Raw genomic sequence first — 19,715 nt, 5'->3', positions numbered from 1 at the left:
GAGGAACGGTAAACTTTGCATATAATAGCGCAGAAGATTATAACGACGGACTTCCTGCTGTAACTCAAACAAATGCTTTGATTGTAACTTCCACCAAAAACTTTAACGTAACGGTAAAGGCTGGCGGTAAAAACTTTGAGGATGGAAAGAATAGTATACCTGTAAGTGTCTTGACTATTAAAGCATCTGGAGGAAGCATGGATGGTTCAAAAAAGGATGTTGAGTTGTCTGATAAGGAGCAAACCCTAGTTGGTAAGGCCTCTTTGGGAAGTAAGTTAACACTGGACTTGGATTATGAGATTCCAGCGGAGAAATCTTCTTCCTCTGATATTTTAGGAAAGCCAGCAGGTACGTATACACAAACAGTTACTTATACAGCGACAGCGCTATAAGCCCAACAATTTTAAAGATGAATTTAGGGATTCCCTTGGTTGCAGATACGGTAATCTTGGGAATCCTTTAGTTTAAGGAAGTAGCGAAATTGCACTCAATCTTTTGGAGATGGTAGCTATTCACAACCTTAAGGCGCTACTCTAATTAGGGTAGTTGCACTGTAATCGCTACTGCCAAAGGGCTTTACTTACCTAGGGTAGGCTGGTTATTGCTAGCGAGGAGTCGTTAAAAATCAGGCTTGTAGTTTATTTGCTACAAGAGAGGCCAATATTTACTACATAATTTAAATGTCTTCCAATCTATCTTTGAAGTTTAAGCTCAATTGTAGGAAAAGCCAACTGATAACTTTAAGTATTATTTAGAAAGATTTAATTATGAAAACACAATTTCTTGCCGCTTGTTTTACTTTTACTGTCCTATTATTAGGAATGAACTCGGTACAAGCACAAGAATCGGTGACGACTATGGTAAATATTATGCTGGAAGATGTAATCTCCATCCACGAGGAGAGTGCGGCTAGGGATGGGGAGGTAAACTTTATTTATATTACTGCAGATGATTATCACACTACAAAAACTATCACGGTGCCCAATAGCTTAGTGGTAACTTCCGCGACGGATTTTGATATCAAGGTGAAAGCTGGAGGCGATAATTTTGTGAATGGGAATGATAATATTCCTGTAGATGTTCTAACCTTAAAAGCCAATGGCGGGACTATGAAGGGCAATAAGAAAGATATAAAATTGAAAGCAAAGGATCAGAAACTGGTCAATAACGCCCCCAAGGGAAGTAAGCTGACGCTCGACTTGGATTATGAGATCCATAAGAAAAAAGCCTCTAAGGATATTCTAGGGATGCCCAATGGAACCTATACGCAGACCGTTACCTATACCGCAACCGCTAATTAAGACCAACAATACTAAAGATGAATTTAGGGATTCCCTTGGTTGCAGACTCTGTAATCTTGGGAATCCCTTTTTTTATAGGCTATTTTGGGTGGCTGCTGCTACTTTTATGTGGCACTAGCAGTCCAAATACCTTTAGGGCGAAAGCTACCTCTAACAACAAATTAGTTTGTTTGTGCTGTTTGTTTCCTCCCGCTTTCCCTTCTATTAAAAATCCGCTGCTCCATTGGATAATGAAAAGGTTAATGGACCAAAATAGTGCTTAATATTAAGTGTAAATTCTCTTTAGTAAGGGTCCTTTTTTTTTATGTTTGACAGAATTAGATTATGAATATCCTCAAATAAATTCGATGAAATGCACAATATTCAGTTTAATGTCGCGTTTTTTATCAGGATGTAAAAAATTAACCTATCTTTGATATTCGTTTTAACGCCGACTAACTATGCAGACTACCCTAAAATACTGTCGTAAGAAACGAGCTACCAATATCGTAGCTGCCTTGACTATGTTGTTGTTTGGTGTGAGTAAGGTTGCTGCACAGAAAGCAACTACTACTATAAATCTTATTCTAGCAGATGTTATTGCCATTGAACCAGGAAGTGCCGCTAAAGGTGGGACCGTAGATTTTCATTACGAAAATGCTAGTGACTATAATTCAGAGCAGACCGCCACTATTCCTAATAGCCTTATAATAACTTTTACCCACCCATTCGATCTAAAGGTGAAGGCCAATGGAGCGTATTTTGAAAATGGGGCGCATCAAATTCCAGTGAATGTGCTAACCATTTCTCGGAATGAAACGTCTAAGATTACGGGTAATTCCAAGCCAATTGTGCTTTCTACAGAAGATCAAGTTTTGGTAAGTGGGGCAGATAGCGGAAGTAAACTAAACCTAGACTTGGATTATACAATTCCGCAGGCCAAGTCTTCATCCCCGGATATGCTGGGAAAACCAGAAGGGAAATACACCCAAAAAGTAACTTATACGGTTTCTGCACTATAGGGATTTGCACCTAATATTCTGGCAAGGCACTATAGATACTGTGGGTTGCTGAATTAATATAATGGGTGCCTGGTTTCTTGATAGTTAGGGGGAACGAAGGTGTTGGAAGATTCTAACTTTTTTATGATTACGGATGGCAATTTTGCTGTAATTTTGCAAGTCATTTAGATATTAAACTCCAAATTTTTTATTATGCGTACCTACTGGCATTTTATTCTAGTATGCTTCTTTTTTATTTCCAGTCTTTCTTCCTTATTCGCACAAGGGATTTCTATGTCGCCCACCCGCCTGTTCTTCTACGGAAATCCGGGAGAGACCGTTAGTCTTCCCGTTGTTTTAAGTAATAGTTCCAATAGTGATTATGTGTTTGATGTTAATACAAAAGATTGGTTAAGGGAAGAGGACGGCAATAAGGTGTATTTTGAGGCTGGTAGCCTGGAAAATTCCAATGCAGCATGGGTATCTACCATGGAGTCGTCCGTTAGCCTCCCAGCGAAAAGCAATAGGGAAATTGTTGTGACCATGACCATTCCGGAGGACGCTTCTACTACAGAGGTTACCAATAGTATGCTATTCTTTACCCAGATAGGGAAACAGGAAGATTTCGCCGAGCAGCAAAAGGGAATTGGAATTATTGCCTTATTCGAATTTGGTTTGCATATCTATTGTACTCCTCCAAATAATACCACCAAGAGCCTGGATATAGTGAGCATGGAAGAGATTTCTGATGAAAACACCGACTCCGTAAAAGTGGCTATTGGAATTGAGAATGATGGCAATGTGGTTAATGACGCCCAGGTGGAATTGGAATTTACGGATACTGATAGTGGCGAGGATATAGTGCTTAATCCAATCAACATCTCCATGCTACCCGGTGCCAAGCAAAAAGTGGTCTTTCAATTACCTCCGGGGATTAAAGGCTCTTATTTAGGGGTGGCCATTGTTAAGATGGCGGGAACTAATGACTTAAGGGTCGGGGAAAAAACCTTTGAGCTTTAAGCCCTATCCTTAAAATTTCAATGCCATACCCATTGGATCTCCTAAGAAACATATTCCCCCTCTTGGCGCTACTGCTATTTGGAATGTTTCATGGGGTTGCCCAAGAAAAAAAACCGTTGGAATTTTATTTTAAGACAGATACGGTGTCCGTACAACATGGACAGAGTTTTATTAATTTTTTGATATTAAAGAATTTAAGTGATAAGGAGATTAGTATAGGAAATATGGGACCGCAGCAACAATATCATGGACTTCTTCTCTCACCCCGGCCCTCCTATACCCTGAAGCAAGGCGAAACCAAAAGATTTCCCATCAAGTTTCTGGCAAATACGGATTTTATGAAAATGAAATCCCCAGAAATTAGCTATCGTTTGTCGTATCAAATGGAAGGGAAAGAAGAAGAGTTGGAAGCTTCCTTCTTCATCGATAGAAAGGAAGAACGGCATATTGCCTTATATTCCTTCTCACGAGAAAATTTTATCAATCCCGTTCAAGCAAACTCTATTTCCTTGTTTGTAGAGAATAGAGGATTTTCCCAGCGTTCCATTAAACTTACCCTTCAGGTATCCCCCAGCGGTCTGGAAGTGACCCCCAACGAAAGAACTATAACTTTGGAGGGACAAGAGAAGAAATTGGTAGAGTTTCAAGTGGCAGTACGTCATCAGGGACGTCATTACCCCGACTTTAACATTCATGTGAGGGCTACCGATTTATTGGATAATGAAAATGTGGGGAATACCTATCTAAAACTCATGGTCCTATCTAACAACCGCCAAGTAATGCCTAGTCCTGGAATTTCTATGGATAAAAACTTTGTAGAGCTGGGGTATAATGGGCAGCGTAGTGGATTTAATTATCTCCGACTAAAAGGAAATACCGCTTTTGCGGTCCATAAGGATCTGCAGGGAACAATTAATATGGGGGGCGATTATTACTTGTCCGAAAAAAAATACAACCTATACGATACCTGGCTAGAATTGGAGAATAAAAACTCCGTGCTTAGACTTGGGAATGTATATGGTCATGATTATGATTACTCCGTTTCGGGTCGGGGAGGGATCTTAACCACCAGAATAGGGCGTGGAAATGGTTTAGAGGTTTTTGCATTGGAGAACAACTACAATCTCTATGGAACCTACTTTTCACAGGCTGAAGGCGCCAAAGTAGCAGGCGCCAAATTCAGTTTTGGGGAGACTTCCGACTTTAAAGGGAAGGTTTCCTATGTTTTTGACCATAATCCACTGCTGAATATAGATACCCAAGTGGCAAAAGTGAGTACCGCTTTTGTGTTAGATTCTATCCACCGGATGAGCATAGAAACTGGATTGAGCCATGAGAGGGGTAGGGTAAACCAAGAGCAAAACTTGGATGCTTCCGCCAGAATAAACTATGAAACTAAATTGGGAAGGTGGGAATTTCAATCCTTAAACAATATCGCTGGCAGAAGCTATGCCGGATTGAGTCGCGGTTCCTTCAATTCCAATCAGAACCTGGGCTATAGACTGTCTGGATTTACTAGATTGTTTCTACAATATCAAAACTCGGAAGTGCGGCCGCAATATCTAAGTGTACAAAAACCTGGCTATGATGATGGCCAAGGGTATTACCCAACCTATTTTCATAGCACCCAAATACTACGGGGAGGAACACAATTCTCACTCTCTAATTGGAGTATTACGCTGGCCCCGCTAATTGAGGAGCAGAAGAGTATCCATAATACATTGTCACGTAACTTGCTTTCATATAGGCTCTTTGCCAGTGTGGGAACATCCTTTGGGGGTCATGGTATCAACCTATCGGGCGAATACTCCTACTCCAATGCTACCAATCTCCCCTGGTTTCACAGTGCAAGGACTACGCTGTCCTACAGGTTTCAAGGCTTTTCCTTAAATGGAACCGCCCAAGTGAACCCCCAAAATGTCATCGACCTAAATTATTATCAAACGGGATCAGAAAACTTTTTAAATTATAGTACCTATGCCGCCTATAATTTTCAGACCAAAAAGAATTCCCTAAGAGGTGCTATCTCGGCCGGATTAAACTATTCCGAGCTATATAATAACACCAATAAATACCTAAATGGGAATCTAGAGTATAAGATATCCCCTAGCTGGGCTGCCACCGGATATGGGAATTACACCCAATATAGTTCTACAGCCACTTATGGATTTAAGGGCAGCAACTACCAGATTAGAATAGGGGTTAAAAAATACTTTGTAAAAGCAACTTCGGCAGGGAATTACAATGTGGATCTTCGCCTATTTCACGATCAAAATTTTAATGGGATATTTGATGCAGATGAATTGCCAATTGCCAATGAGGCAATCCAATTAGATAATTTTATTGCCATTACGGATTCCAATGGTAAAGTGCGTTTTTCTAATGTGCCCAAAGGAAGTTATACCCTAAGGGTAAACCAAACTAAAGGATTGCGCATGGCCCTAGAACCTACTCTTGTGGTAGATAAAAACAATAGCCTGGAAATAGGCCTCATTAAAAAGAATAGGGTGGCAGGGGAGTTAATTGAAATTAAACAGGCTTACGATAAGACAGATACCTATGTGCGTGGGGTAGTGGTGTATGTAAAAGATGAAAATGGACATATTAATACTACGGTAGTAAACCAGAATAATACCTTCGAATTTTTCCTGAACGATGGGACTTATGAGATTTATATTGAAAACAATGCCTATGAGTATATAAATCCTTCGCAAAAAATTACGGTGGAAGGGGAAGATTATCCCAAGCCCTTAGTTTTTGAGTATAAAAAGAAGGATACAGAAATTAAAGTGAAGAAGTTTTAATACTAAAATTGATGAGACCTAGTAGAAAATATATCTTGATAATGGGATGGCTGCTAAGCTTTTGGGCCCCCACTGTTGCTCAGCAGGTGAGAATAGAGGTTCCCATCAGTAATGTTATTAACAAAATGGAATTTAGTACCACGCTGAACGTCTTGCAAACGGGGGCCGATGATCAATGGATCAATAAAAAGAACCCTTCCTTTGAAGTGAGGGGCAATACAAATTTTACGCATACATCACGTCCTAGTGCTTCCCTCCCTGCTTCTATTTTGCTATGGCAGCTAGAGAGCATTGGAGGCACGCCCGCCCCGTTTAGGAGTCAGGAAAGATTGCCTAGCTTTAAGTGGTTTTCTACTAGTCCCAAAAATTGGTACGAGCCCCATGCTACCAAAGGACATTTTAATCCGGGCAACGTTGCCTTTAGGTTTAAAATACCTGCCAAAGCCTTCGAAGAAAATACTTTTATTCCCGGAGAGTATGCATTGGAGGTTACCCATAATTATGATGCCAGTTACTTTTCTCCGGTCAGCTTTCAGGTTATCCTAGTTATCCCTAGCGCACAATCCATAGACTGGGTTACCAAAACCCCGATTACCTATCATGAGATTTCTAGCTTGGACCGATACCGGATGGGAGGTACGCAGATTTTTGATGCAGTAGGGGCTGCTGAAATTGCTAATACCACCAATTTTAACCTATTGGCAAAGACCAATACAGCTACCATTCAGCGTACGTCCCCTTCGGGTGTGGTTGCCTACCGACCAGTGTCCCTGGTGAGTTTGGGCAGCGCTCACCCTAATATACAGACCACAACATTATCGGATACATGGAAAAACCTTAACCCGGCAACACCTTTTAAAGTGGAAAGAGGTAATAAACACCAGTTTAACCTGGAATTGACCATATCTGAGAATGATTTTAAAACTCATTTTTTTGAAGCAGGAACCTATAAGCTTCAATTGAATTTGGATGCAAAGAGTACGGATCATACCGTTTCTGCAGTCCACAATACAGATTTTTCCATTGAAGTGCTCCCATTATCCGAAATTACCATACCCCCTGCCGGGAATAACATTAATTTTGAATTTAACACCCCCGCTCATTATCAGAATGGACAAACTAAGCTCATTCCAAACCAATTGAAAATCTCCAATAATAAACCCTATGAACTTTGCGTTAAATCTGATAATTCCTACCTTAGACTATCAGGTGATTCCTCGGATGTGCCTGCGAGTATTTTGCAAGTAGGGATAGCGGGAGGTTCCCAAAAAGTAACGCTTACCAATAGTTGTCAGAATATAATAACGGATGGTGCCCCCGTTCTAGATAAGGATTTGGACATGATATACACCATTTCTGCAAGAGGTGCCCAATCCTTGGTAGGCAAGGAAAAAGGAACCTATTCTATCAATATAATGTATAGCTTTACGGCCCTTTAAGGCGCCGATAGAACGGGAAAAAAGATTGATGAAAATGAATGTAGAAAACGCTAAAACATACTCAGATCAAGAGCAACCCCTTACCAGGCTGGAGGCGCTCCATAGGCGTTACGCGGAGGTTTTTGACTATCAGGCAATTTCAGTTTCGGAAATTATAGCGCTGCGGTTGTGTACCATTACTTTGTTTAGTGAGCAGGAGGCTTTTGTAATAGCGTCCAATGACGATTCTATCAATAAAATATGGCCGTTGGGAACAGTCCTTAAAAATCATTCGGCTACTGCGGAGAAGGGGATCCAATTGGTTCCACATCCTATCGAAAAGTTTGAGGTCCAGTTTTCCGAGTCTTTTCCTATTATGGATTCTAAGGGGGAAGTGTTGGGGAGTCTAAATGTTTTTGACGATGCGCCTAGGGAGTTAACGGATTTCGAAAAAAACTACCTGGAGAAGTCGGTGCAGCAGATCCAAAGGTGGGTACTAAGTAAAGAAAAAGAGCAACTATTAGATAAGCACCATAGGTTGTTTCAGCTCTCTAGCGATATGATAGGGGTGGTTACTTTTGAAGGTAAATTTGTAGATGTAAATCCTGCTGTTTCTAAAACCTTGGGGTATACCGAAGAAGAACTTTTTGCTTCTTCCTTGTTGGATTTTGTTTTTGAGGAGGATGTAGAAAGTACCATCCGTGAGGTGCAGCGACTCGCCAATGGAGAGCCGATGGTTAACTTCACTAACCGCTATAAAACCAAGGATGGAGGGATTAAGTGGATACAATGGACTTGTACCTCTGATACGGAATTACAGCTGACAATTGGAATTGGCCGTGATGTTACGGAGTCTAAGGAGAAGGAAAAATTATTGCTTAAAAGTGAACAGAAATACCATAGCCTTTTCGATAATCTTGAAGGAATTCTATGTATACACGACTTAGAAGGCAACTTCTTGGATGTAAATCAAAAGGGTTTATTGGCTATGGGATATTCTAAAGAGAAAATATGCCAATCTAGCCTTTATGATTTAATTGCGCCAGAGCGGTTCCCTAACATTAAGGAATACCTTGCTGCTGTGATAAACGATGGGAAGGCTTCTGGGGAAATGTCTATCACCATTGCCTCTGGAGAAGAAGCTATTTGGTATTTTACCAGCACCTTGGATGAGGATGCAAAAGGAAATAAACAAGTCTTGGCTAATGTGGTAGATATTACCGAGTTAAGGAAATTGGACTATGACCTTAAAAAGGCCAAGCAAGAGGCGGAACTGGCTTACAAGGCGAAATCGGAATTCGTGGCAAATATGAGCCATGAAATTCGAACCCCACTTAACGGTATCATTGGCTTTACCGATCTTTTGCTAGATACCGATTTAAGTGATACCCAAAGGCAATACTTAGAGATTATTAACCAATCTGGAGTTTCTCTCTATAGCATTATAAATGATATCCTGGATTTTTCCAAGATTGAAGGGAACCATATGAAATTGGTGAGGGATAGGGTCGAAGTAGAGGAAGTAGCTTCTGAAGCCTTCAATATTGTTTCCTATGGAATCAATAAAAAAGGGTTGGAAATGCTGATAGACATAGATCCTAAAATGCCTCGCTATATCTGGGCAGATGCGATGCGCTTAAAGCAGATATTGGTAAACCTATTAGGGAACGCCCTTAAATTTACCGAAAAGGGAGAAATTAAACTCTACGTCCATATTTTAAAGGATCTGGGGGATGGGAATATGCGTCTACGATTTGGTGTCAGGGATACTGGGATTGGGATTCATATAGAAAAGCAACAAGATATTTTTAATGCCTTTTCCCAGGAAGATGGCAGTATCTCCAAAAGATACGGGGGTACCGGCTTAGGGCTTACCATTTCCAATAAGTTGTTGGCCCTTGCAGATAGTTCCTTGCAATTGGAAAGCACCCAAGGAGAGGGAAGTAATTTCTACTTTGATGTAGACTTTAAGGTAGAATATGAGGAATTAGATCACTCATTGCAAGGGATAGAAAAGGTGCTTATTGTAGACGATAACCACAAAAATAGAAAGATCCTTCGGCGGATGCTGGAGATTAAGGATATCGCCGTGGTAGAGGCTGCAAGTGGGCCTGAAGCATTATCCCTTATGAAGGACCACTCAGAGTTCGACGTGGTGATAATGGATTACCATATGCCCGAAATGAATGGGGTAGAGGCCATTAAGAAGATTAAGGGAATAGCGCCTTCGCTTACCCATAGACAACCTTTTATAGTGTTGTATAGCTCTTCGGATAACAATGAGCTGCAAGAGGTCTGTGAGGAATTGAATATTCAGAACCGGATTGTTAAGCCTATAAGGATGAAGCAGATGTACCAGGTGCTGTCCGATCTAAAACGATTTCCTAAAGAGGGGGAACACACTCGCAATAAGGAGGCAGTGGTTAGCAATAGCAGTCATTTAACAATATTAGTGGCAGAGGACAATGAAGTGAATGCCTATTTGGCAAAGTTGTATTTAAAAAACTTGCTTCCAGACGCGGTTGTTCTAGAAGCCGTAAATGGAAAAGAAGCGGTGGAGATGTATCAAAGCGAACATCCAGACCTAGTTTTAATGGATGTGCAAATGCCTGTTATGGACGGATTGACGGCTACTCAGAAAATTAGGGGGTTGGAAAATAATATAGATGTGCCCATTGTAGCCCTTACATCGGGTAGTCTCCCAGGGGAAAAAGAGAAGTGTTTGGACGCGGGAATGACAGATTTTTTGGCGAAACCGCTTTTGCAACAGACTTTGGGCGATATGCTTACTAAATGGTTGGGGGTAAATACCGTTGGCAACGAATAATGAAAATAAGATTTGGAAATAGATAGAGAATGAATACTGAAATAAATGAGCTTCATGCCGAAATTGATAGACTAAAGCGAGAAATTGAATTAAAGAATGGGTGGATTTCCCTTCTTTCCCACGATTTCAGGGAGGTTTTTGGAAATTTATTTTTTCTGACCGACGGCGCAATCAATGGTTCCATCAGCCAGGAAGATTTCTTTAAATTGTTGCCAAGGATTGCGCAGGATGCCAAGAAAAACCTTCAGACGGTTACTGATACTAGCCAGTGGATTAAAACCCAAGTGGACGGTTTTCGGCCACAAGTATCGAAATTTACCGCTAAAGAGTTATTTTTGCAGCTTCAAAAGGAATTTGAAGAATATCTAGCGGAAAAGAATATCGCTTTTGAACTAAAGGGAGAGGGGAACTTATCCTTTAATAGCGATTCTTTTTTAGTATTCTTTATGTTGAAAAAAATTCTAAACAATGCCATCAAGTTCTCGCATCCGGGAAAACCCATTTATTTTGAGGCGACGAAGGAGAATGGAAAGCTGGTTTTGTCTGTGACAGATTTTGGGATAGGAATGGATGCTATGACGCAAGATACTATCTTCACCTTTGAGGGCCCCAAGTTCCAAGGAACTAATGGGGAAGTAGGTGCAGGCTTAAGCCTAAAAATTGTTAGGGAATTTGTACTATTAATGCAGGGGGAAGTAAAGGTGGATTCCACCGAGGAAGTGGGCACCAAGGTGACCATCACCATACCCGAAATAAATTTATAATTATGCACACTGCGATTCGTATTTTAGTGGCGGACGATCATGTAATAGTCCGCATGGGGTTGGTTCAAATGTTAGAGAAAATGAGACCCAACGCCCTTATATCGGAGGTAGACGATTATAAATCATTATTCGACCTAATTTCTAAAGAAACTTTTGATCTTGCCATTTTAGATGTAAATATGCCCAATGGCACGTTGCAGCAGGCCATAGATTTTATTAAGTTAAAGCAGCCAGATCTAAAAATACTAGTATTCTCCTCCCAAGAGGAGCATTTGTACGCTTTGCGCTACCTGAAAATGGGGGCACATGGATTTTTAAATAAGCTGTCGTCCAAAGAGCGGATCGATGACGCTATTACGGACATGTTGAAGAAAGGCCGATTCTTAAGTGATGAGGTTAAGGATCAAATGGTGGCCGACTCCTTAAATAATCATCAGAGTTCTTCTTCCTTGGAAGCCTTATCTAATAGAGAGTTAGAGGTTGCCCATAAATTGATAGAGGGGCTAAGCTTAAAGGAAATTTCCAATCAATTAAACCTACATGTCTCCACAGTGAGTACCTATAAGAATAGGGTATTCGAAAAATTAAATGTGCAATCTATTCCAGATCTGATTGCTGTGATGAATGTTTATAATTAAGGGTTAGGCCAATACATATTCAGCCTATTAGTGCAATGCGGGAGTTGGGAGTACAATCTAGACCGTTCCTGCGGCCATTTTAAAATACTTTTTTAATTCTAGCTGCTCTAAGGGAGCATTGAGTTACCATGCTTCCACAATGGTAGCCGGACTGTCAATGGAATGGGGATCCCCATTAAAGTTTCCATAGTAATTGTGATGCGCCAAACCAGCCTCATTCAATAAAGTGGTTAATTCGCTTTTTAGCAATGGCAATAATTCAATTCTGTTCTTAATTATTTCTTGGGTACGCTTAATAGTTAACCGCGTATGGAAATCAATCCTATTTTCAGATTCGCGGTAACCATAACTTCGTTCAAATATAATTTCATCGTTATCTATGGTGGGTAATTGTTGAATGTTTTTACCGAGGATTTTATCGTAATTGACTATTTGTAGCAGCAATCTTCCACCTGGTGTAAGGTTGGACTTCACTTGCTGTAAAAAAAGAGAGATTTCATCCATCGAACTTAAATGAACCAAAGTGTTTCCAAAACAAACAACCCCATCAAAAGGACCATCATTTATTAGTTGGTCTAATGTAAGCATGTTTATTTGTCTAAACTGAATGGATTTTGACGCCTTCTCCTTTCTGTTTAAAGCCGCCCGTATCATTTCAGGATCCAAATCAATACCCAGCACTTGTTGGTAATGTTCGCCCAACGCTAAGGAAAGGGTGCCTGTTCCGCATCCAATATCCAGTATGCTGCTATCCCTTTTTGGAATTTTTAATTTGATAAACTCCACTTGGTGGACATTGATTTTAAAAATATGGTGGTAATAAGGCGCAATTTGCTGGTAAAATCCCATAATGATCAGTGTATCCCTAAAGATAGCTGAAATAGCCTAAAATTCCTCCTTTACTATCCGTTCTTCGGAGACGCCCAATCCTACAAGGGCTTTTTCTACAGCTTCCATCATTTTTGGAGGGCCGCAAACATAAAAATATCCATTTAGAGAGGTATTTTCCTTTATAAAATTAGCGGTAATATGTCCGTGTGCGTAATTATCCGTTTTCTCCTCGGATAGGATATTGATGAAGTTTTGCCCTAGTGTATCTTTAAATTCTTTTTCTAAAATAATATCCGCCTTGGTTTTATTCCCAAAAAGAAGCTTGTTGTTCCCCAATTTACCCTGCGCTTTTAAATCTCTAAGAATGGCAACAAAAGGGGTGATGCCAGCCCCACCTGCTATGAAGGTGCCTTCTCCTTTATAATGGATGGCTCCAAATACCTCATTTACTATTAGCTGGTCACCGGCTTCTAGGCTAAGGAGCTCGTTGGTAACTCCCTGGTGGCTGGGATAGGTCTTTATCATAAATTCCAGATAGTCTTTCTCTGGTAAACAGGTAAAAGTGAACGGTCTTCCTTGATCCTCCCAACCAGATTTGTCCAAAAATATTTCAGTTGCCTGACCAGGAGCAAAACTTGCTTCCTTGGGTTTTTCAGTGACAATGTGTAATACATCATGGGTGATGTGATGTATCTTTTTTATTGTAACGGGTTGCTTTTCCATGGTTTAAATCGTTTAGAGGTTTTTAATGGATATTAGGATGTTTTTAATGCCACTATTTCTCGGATCATTTGATTGGTAAATCCCCATTCATTGTCGTACCAAGTCATAACCTTTAGTAAGTCGCCATCCACCACACGGGTCATGCTTAAATCAACCGTAGAGGCATAGGGGCTCTTTATGATATCCGAGGAGACAATGGGATCGCTGGTAACGGCCAATACCTGGTTATAACGCGCTGATGCAGCTTCTTCCGTGAAAATTTCATTGACCATTTCTGGAGTCACTTCTTTTTTGGTAACAAAGGTTAAATCTGAAATAGATCCCACGGGTACTGGGGTTCTTATGGCTACTCCATCAAACTTGCCAGAGAGCCCAGGTAAGGCTTTGGTAGTGGCTATAGCTGCACCGGTGGTGGTTGGTACAAGATTGGTGGCAGCTGCCCTGCCCATTCGAAAGTTTTTTTGCGATGCGCCATCTACCAGCTCCTGGGAAGCGGTATAAGCATGCACGGTAGTCATGATAGCTTTTTTAATGCCTATTCTTCGATCTAGGATTTCTACTACCGGAGAGATATTGTTGGTAGTGCAACTGGCACAGGAAAAAATGGAAATTTCCCCGTCCAAACTATTTACCCCATGGACCACCGTGGGAGTGTCCTTACTTTTTGTGGGCGCGGAGATGACCACTGTTTTGGCTCCGGCATGGATGTGCTTTTCGGCATCTTCGCGAAGCGTGAACAATCCGGTGCTTTCTATGACTAGATCAATTCCTTTTTCCTCCCATGGTAATTCTTCAGGGTTTTTTATGGTAGTGTAGCCAATTTGGACTCCGCCTACCATAAGAGTCTGTCCTGTATGGGATACCTTTTTATCATAAATGCCATAGACGCTGTCGTATTTTAGGAGGTATGCTAGGTTATCGATAGAAATAATATCGTTCACTGCAATAATTTCTAACCCTTTGGTTTCTAGGATTAACTTAAGGGCCGCTCTTCCAATGCGACCCATGCCGTTGATAGCGATTTTCATAGTATATAATTTTAAATTAATGTTCCAATTATCTAGAAGGCTAAGGGATGTTGTTCACTGCTTGTTATTAGTTTATTCTAGAACGGCATCCAAGATGATGTTTAAACTTAGCGCCTTGCTCATAGGACAATGGTCCTTGGCTGAATGGGCATATTCCTTAAATTTCTTAAGCGCTATATTGGGGACCTTAGCCTTGAGGTACAAGTGTGATTCCGTAATTTCTAGCTTGTCTACATCCAAAATTACGGTAGCAGCCACATCTAGATAGTTTGGGGTGTACCCGGCCTCCCCTAAAATCTTGCACAAGGCCATGGCAAAGCATCCCCCATGTGCGGCCGCCAATAACTCTTCCGGATTGGTGCTGGTCCCATATCCAAAACGAGAGGTAAAGGAATACGGGGTATTGTTTAAGACTTTACTTTGGGTGGTTAGCTTTCCTTCACCCTCTTTTATGGAGCCACTCCAAAGTGCGTGTGCGGTACGTTTCATAGCGATTAGTTTTAAAAGTTATTGCTCAATTTGAAAGCATTTTCATTTTAGTGCTTTTCGTTTTCCAAGAGCTGCCTAAGTACATACTGTAGAATTCCTCCATGGCGGTAATATTCAATGTCTATTAGGGAGTCGAGCCTGGTGATCGCACCAAATTTTATTTCTTCCCCTTTATCGTTCCTTGCAATCACCTGTACCTCTTTCATGGGGCTAATGTCCTTGGCAATACCGGTTATGGTGAATGTTTCCTCCCCGCTGATTCCCAATTTTGCTGCGGTGTCCCCCTCTTTATATTGCAGGGGCAAGACCCCTAGTCCTACCAAGTTGCTGCGGTGAATACGTTCGTAGCTTTCGGCCAGTACAGCTTTTATTCCCAATAAAAAGGTGCCTTTGGCGGCCCAATCCCTAGAGGATCCACTGCCGTATTCTTTGCCCGCAAGCACTATCAATGGGGTTTTGTCTGCTTGGTATTTTTTGGCGGCATCATAAACTAACATCTCTTCTTGTGTTGGCAGATAGGTGGTATAGCCCCCCTCTTTCTCGGCGAGTTTGTTATTAATGCGAACGTTGGCAAAAGTGCCGCGGACCATCAATTCATCATTTCCGCGGCGACTCCCGTAGGAGTTAAATTCTTCCTTTTTTACCCCTCTGGAGATCAGGTATTTTCCCGCTGCTGAATGTTCGTCAAAAGCACCGGCAGGAGAGATGTGATCGGTAGTAATACTATCTCCTAGTACCAATAGTGCGCGGGCATGCTGAATGTCTTTTAAGTCAGGCGCCTCGGCAGAGATATCTCGGAAAAAGGGGATTTCTTTAATGTAGGTGGAGTCCTTGTCCCATTGGTACAGTTTTCCCTCTGGAATCTCCAAGTTTTTCCAGATCTCATTGCCCTCAAAGATCTCCCCGTAATTTTTCGCAAAATCTTTGGGAGAGAGAACTTTACTTAGTATTTCATTAATTTCGTCGTCTGTAGGCCAGATATCCTTGAGGTATACGGGCAATCCATTTTTGTCGTAACTAATAGGGGCCTTGCTAAGGTCTATATCTACCCTTCCTGCAATGGCATAGGCTACTACTAACATGGGCGACATAAGGAAATTCATTTTTACCTGAGAATGTACCCTAGCCTCAAAATTTCGATTCCCTGAGAGTACAGAACACACCACCAATTCATGATCGTCCACAGCTTTTGCTATTGCTGGTGGCAAGGGGCCCGAGTTCCCTATACAAGAGGTGCAACCATAACCTACTAAATGGAACTGTAAGGCTTCCAGATCTTTCATCAGGTCGGCTTTCTTTAAATAATCGGTGACTACTTTGGAGCCTGGGGCGAGTGAAGTCTTTACCCAAGGTTTTACATCAATACCATGTTCACGGGCCTTTTTAGCCACCAGTCCTGCCCCAATCATTACAAAAGGGTTGGAAGTATTGGTGCAAGAGGTTATTGCGGCGATCACTACAGAACCGTCAGAAAGCATAAATTTATCGTCCCCCTCGTTTATCCAGACCGTTTTGAGTCCGTCCTTTTCCTTGGTTTCAATTACTGCTTTGTGGGGCTGATGTTGGGTTTGAGGTTCGGGTTGGTTGCCCCCTTCCCCTTTCCATCTAGCCAATGAGTTTATGGTTTCTCGGTCTTTTTGCTCTATATATTCGCGCTCAAAGGAATGGTTTAGTAGGTCTATAAATGTAGGTTTAAAATTCCTTAACAAAATCTTGTCTTGTGGTCTTTTAGGGCCTGCTACGGTAGGTTCTATTGAGGAGACGTCTAGCGCTATTACTTCGCTGTACCTTATGCTTTCCTCATTTTCCCTCCACAGCATATTGGTTTTGCAATATTTCTCTACTAAGGCGATATGTTCTTCGGAGCGATTGCTTTTTCGCATGTATTCTAGCGTCTTGTCATCTATAGGGAAATAGGTGATGGTACACCCAAACTCGGGAGACATATTGCCGATGGTGGCCCTATCTGGTACGGAAAGGTGATCTAGACCAGGGCCAAATACTTCTACGAATTTGCCTACTACGCCTTGTTTTCTCAACACATTGGCAATAGTTAAAACAAGATCGGTGGCGGTAGCGCCTAAGGGAAGTTTTCCCGTAAGCTTAAGGCCAAGGACTTCAGGGGTGATAAAGTAAATAGGCTGTCCTAAAATTGCAGCTTCCGCTTCTATCCCGCCTACGCCCCAGGCCACTACGCCAATGCCATTGACCATGGGGGTATGACTATCCGTACCTACGAGGGTGTCTGGAAATAACACTCCGTCTCTTGAAATAACTCCTTTAGAGAAATATTCTAGATTCACTTGGTGGCAAATGCCCATACCCGGGGGTACTACACTAAAATTATCGAAGGATTTCTGGGCCCATTTTAAAAATTGATACCGTTCCTTGTTACGGTCATATTCCTTTTCCATGTTCCGCTCATAGGAATAATTGGTGCCAAAATAATCTACTTGTACAGAATGGTCTATGACCAGGTCTACGGGGACTAGCGGATTTATCGATTCCGGATTTCCTCCCTTTCTGGCCACCTCTGCACGGAGGGAGGCAATATCTACCACCGCCGGTACTCCTGTAAAATCCTGCATTAAAACCCGGGCGGGTTTAAAGGGGATGTCCTTGTCAGATCCGAGTGGTTGCCAGTCTAGCAAGGTCTCAATATGCTGCTTGGTAATGGCAAAACCATCGTAATTACGGAGTACATTTTCTAAAAGGATACGAATAGAAAATGGGAGTTTATCTATTGGGTACCCCTGGTCTTTTAATGCGGTAAGACTGTAATAACTGAAAGGATTTCCCGCCAGAGTTATTTCCTTTTTTACTTTATATGGGTCTTTTTCCATGTCGTTTCTTTATTAAATGAGGGTGACAGATTAATATATTCCGATTTAGGCCTAGACTTGCTAGTATTTCCGATACCAAAGCTTGCTAAAAGGGGCCTATTTTTTTTATTTTAAAAGTTGTTGGCTAAGGAATTCTGGATGTCTTTATTTGGGGGAAGATTATGATGCGTTTAATTGAACAGAACTTCTTGGCCAAGGGGGAGCTAGCTATTTTTATTGCCATCATAGGAATAGGCGTCTACACCTTGCTTGTGGGGCCTATGCCTTAAAAGTGGATCGGGTCTTTAAATCCATTTTTAAGTTGTGAATACGATGGCATTAGGTTAATTGTAAGTGGCTGATTCTCTCCTAAAGATACGCATTATTTTATTTAGGACGAAACTATCTTAAATTGAAAATTGAGGGTGCTAGCTCTTCATTCTTAAGGAGATTAGGGGATGGCTATTTTCTTGGATTGTGGGGGTCTAGGGATGTTTAAAATGAAGGGGTTTGGATGTGTTTAGCATAAAAAGTGTAGCGGTTAGCTTACTGTCGCTACAAAGAGGTGGGATTCTGCGATCTAGAAAACAGATGGTAATTTATAGATTGGACAAGATTGCCTTGCTATTGGTTTGATTCTTTTTTATGTTTTTCATCACTTTATCTTTTGTTACTTCGGTGCAATTGCCCCATTTAGCCAAGTTAATGAACATTGGACGGGGATTTTTTTTTCTTTATCGAGGTCTGCATAATTTAATTAATCCGTTTCCGTAGTTTTGCTTTACGGAGGGGATGTTTTGGCGGCTGGGATCGCTAAAAGTAGTTTGGCTTCCCTATGAATATCACCGACAACAAATTACATTTTCCGAGGAATGAAAAAGAAATTCAATTTTATTGAAATGGTACTCACTTTTAGTGGGGCGTTTGTGGTGGTAATCTTGTTGTTGATATTGTTGAACTTTTTCAGGGGCAACTAAGGGATGCCCAATGGTTCTAGAACAATTTTAGTGCTTTATGGCAGATGATAAGGAAGCGTGGGGTCTCTTTTTAAAAAGACTTCCACTATAGGAATGAATGTTTTAATACAGGTTTACAATAATGTCTAAGAATAATGCTCGATGGATGTTTGCCATGGCGATGGTTATAATTGGTTTTCTAGTCGGAATTTACCTGCAAGATCTAAAGCACAGGGAAAGTACCGAAGCTGCCTGGAAAGCCAATAGGTTCAATGTGGCCAGGTTCAACAAAATTATGCGCTATACCGGGGAAATGAATGCCGAAAATTGGTGGGCTATGCGCGATAGTATTGGACAGCAATTGGACAGCTTAATGATTCTTCGTTTCCGTAAGGAAATGGATAGTTTAAATGCTATCAAGAAAAATAAAAAGCAATAAAACTACCTTTAAAACGCAAAATCGAATTTTGTTAATCCCTTCTTTTCACCTCCTACTTTCCTGGGTTTCGGACTTTTTAGTAAAGTACTTAAATGCCTGTGTAAACCTTGCGGCATAAAGATGGCTGCGAAAGGGTAAAGAGGTGTAGCTAGGAGGGAATCGTAATGGTTCAGGAAAAAAGAGCAATAGATATTCTGGATGAAAAAGTTCATCTAATTGATATGCTGGAAAAATGGGTGCCTTCCAAGACGAGCCTATCTGTTTAAAAAAAGCCGAAAGCGGCTAGAATCAGGCTTACAATCACCGCCACTAGGATAGCGACCAAAACCACTATCATAACGGTTAGAAACCCATTGAGCACTCGCGTGCCTAAGGTGACATCGTTCATATCTTTTATGATTTTTATACAATGTAAGCAATAAATATTGATTTTGAGGCGATTAAAACCCCATTTCCGAGTGTTAAGTAGTGAATATTGTGTTTTTTAGATGAAGAGTTAAAAAACTCGATAAAACACCATATATCCTAAATATTTAAGGGAGTATCTGCTTCTAAATTTATTTAGGGCCTCCATAAAAAGCCTGAGTTTTGCTTGGGAGTGGAACAATACCCTTTGTTCCTGGGGAGGAGGTCATAAGTCGTGAGGTACTAATAGCAAGGGTTAGAGGGGAGGAT

The 19,715-nt window shown here is 41.1% G+C and carries 15 protein-coding genes; 10 read left to right on the top strand and 5 right to left on the bottom strand.

Annotation, left to right across the window (positions count from 1 at the left end):
- The 9 genes from BV214_RS11780 to BV214_RS11735 form a co-directional block, all read left to right on the top strand.
- Positions 1–392, top strand: a 392-nt coding sequence (locus tag BV214_RS11780) for a peptidoglycan-binding protein LysM (protein ID WP_086477703.1), incomplete at its 5' end; no start/stop codon positions are given.
- 375 nt (positions 393–767) lie between these two features.
- Positions 768–1,301 carry a hypothetical protein gene (locus BV214_RS11775; RefSeq protein WP_086477702.1) on the top strand — a complete coding sequence of 178 codons (534 nt, stop codon included), beginning with the start codon at positions 768–770 and terminating at the stop codon, positions 1,299–1,301.
- A 440-nt stretch (positions 1,302–1,741) separates the two neighbouring features.
- Positions 1,742–2,302 carry a peptidoglycan-binding protein LysM gene (locus BV214_RS11765; protein WP_086477700.1) on the top strand — a complete coding sequence of 187 codons (561 nt, stop codon included), beginning with the start codon at positions 1,742–1,744 and terminating at the stop codon, positions 2,300–2,302.
- A gap of 192 nt (positions 2,303–2,494) precedes the next feature.
- On the top strand, positions 2,495–3,301 hold the full coding sequence (locus BV214_RS11760) for a COG1470 family protein (RefSeq protein WP_245806787.1): 807 nt from the start codon (positions 2,495–2,497) through the stop codon (positions 3,299–3,301).
- Between the two features lie 20 nt (positions 3,302–3,321).
- Positions 3,322–6,105, top strand: a complete 2,784-nt coding sequence (locus BV214_RS11755; RefSeq protein ID WP_140157754.1) for an SdrD B-like domain-containing protein — start codon at positions 3,322–3,324, stop codon at positions 6,103–6,105.
- 11 nt (positions 6,106–6,116) lie between these two features.
- A complete protein-coding gene (locus BV214_RS11750; protein WP_086477699.1) occupies positions 6,117–7,544 on the top strand; it encodes a hypothetical protein in 1,428 nt (475 codons plus the stop codon).
- A gap of 34 nt (positions 7,545–7,578) precedes the next feature.
- Positions 7,579–10,350: a PAS domain-containing hybrid sensor histidine kinase/response regulator gene (locus BV214_RS11745; protein WP_245806786.1), complete on the top strand. Its 2,772-nt coding sequence runs from the start codon at positions 7,579–7,581 to the stop codon at positions 10,348–10,350.
- A 29-nt stretch (positions 10,351–10,379) separates the two neighbouring features.
- Entirely contained in the window at positions 10,380–11,114 is a 735-nt protein-coding gene (locus tag BV214_RS11740; protein WP_086477698.1) for a sensor histidine kinase, read from the top strand.
- A 2-nt stretch (positions 11,115–11,116) separates the two neighbouring features.
- On the top strand, positions 11,117–11,752 hold the full coding sequence (locus tag BV214_RS11735) for a response regulator transcription factor (protein WP_086477697.1): 636 nt from the start codon (positions 11,117–11,119) through the stop codon (positions 11,750–11,752).
- A 123-nt stretch (positions 11,753–11,875) separates the two neighbouring features.
- On the opposite strand, the gene BV214_RS11730 is transcribed toward BV214_RS11735, so the two are convergent.
- From BV214_RS11730 to acnA, 5 genes are all read right to left on the bottom strand, one after another.
- The gene (locus tag BV214_RS11730; protein WP_086477696.1) at positions 11,876–12,601 is read right to left on the bottom strand and encodes a class I SAM-dependent methyltransferase; all 726 of its coding nucleotides are present in this window, start codon (positions 12,599–12,601) and stop codon (positions 11,876–11,878) included.
- A gap of 36 nt (positions 12,602–12,637) precedes the next feature.
- A complete protein-coding gene (locus BV214_RS11725) occupies positions 12,638–13,306 on the bottom strand; it encodes a ferredoxin reductase domain-containing protein (RefSeq protein WP_086477695.1) in 669 nt (222 codons plus the stop codon).
- A 32-nt stretch (positions 13,307–13,338) separates the two neighbouring features.
- Positions 13,339–14,334 (bottom strand): type I glyceraldehyde-3-phosphate dehydrogenase, encoded by a 996-nt coding sequence (gene gap, locus BV214_RS11720; protein WP_086477694.1) that lies wholly within the window; start codon positions 14,332–14,334, stop codon positions 13,339–13,341.
- Positions 14,335–14,406: 72 nt separating this feature from the next.
- Entirely contained in the window at positions 14,407–14,823 is a 417-nt protein-coding gene (locus BV214_RS11715; RefSeq protein ID WP_086477693.1) for an OsmC family peroxiredoxin, read from the bottom strand.
- Between the two features lie 47 nt (positions 14,824–14,870).
- The gene (gene acnA / locus BV214_RS11710) at positions 14,871–17,666 is read right to left on the bottom strand and encodes an aconitate hydratase AcnA (RefSeq protein ID WP_086477692.1); all 2,796 of its coding nucleotides are present in this window, start codon (positions 17,664–17,666) and stop codon (positions 14,871–14,873) included.
- Positions 17,667–18,743: 1,077 nt separating this feature from the next.
- Between acnA and BV214_RS11705 the strand changes: the two genes are divergently transcribed.
- On the top strand, positions 18,744–19,040 hold the full coding sequence (locus tag BV214_RS11705; protein WP_223883407.1) for a hypothetical protein: 297 nt from the start codon (positions 18,744–18,746) through the stop codon (positions 19,038–19,040).
- Positions 19,041–19,715: the final 675 nt, after the last annotated feature.

Source organism: Arenibacter amylolyticus, from assembly GCF_002150785.1.
GTDB classification, from domain to species: domain Bacteria; phylum Bacteroidota; class Bacteroidia; order Flavobacteriales; family Flavobacteriaceae; genus Arenibacter; species Arenibacter amylolyticus.
This window is presented reverse-complemented; position numbering and strand designations above follow the sequence as displayed.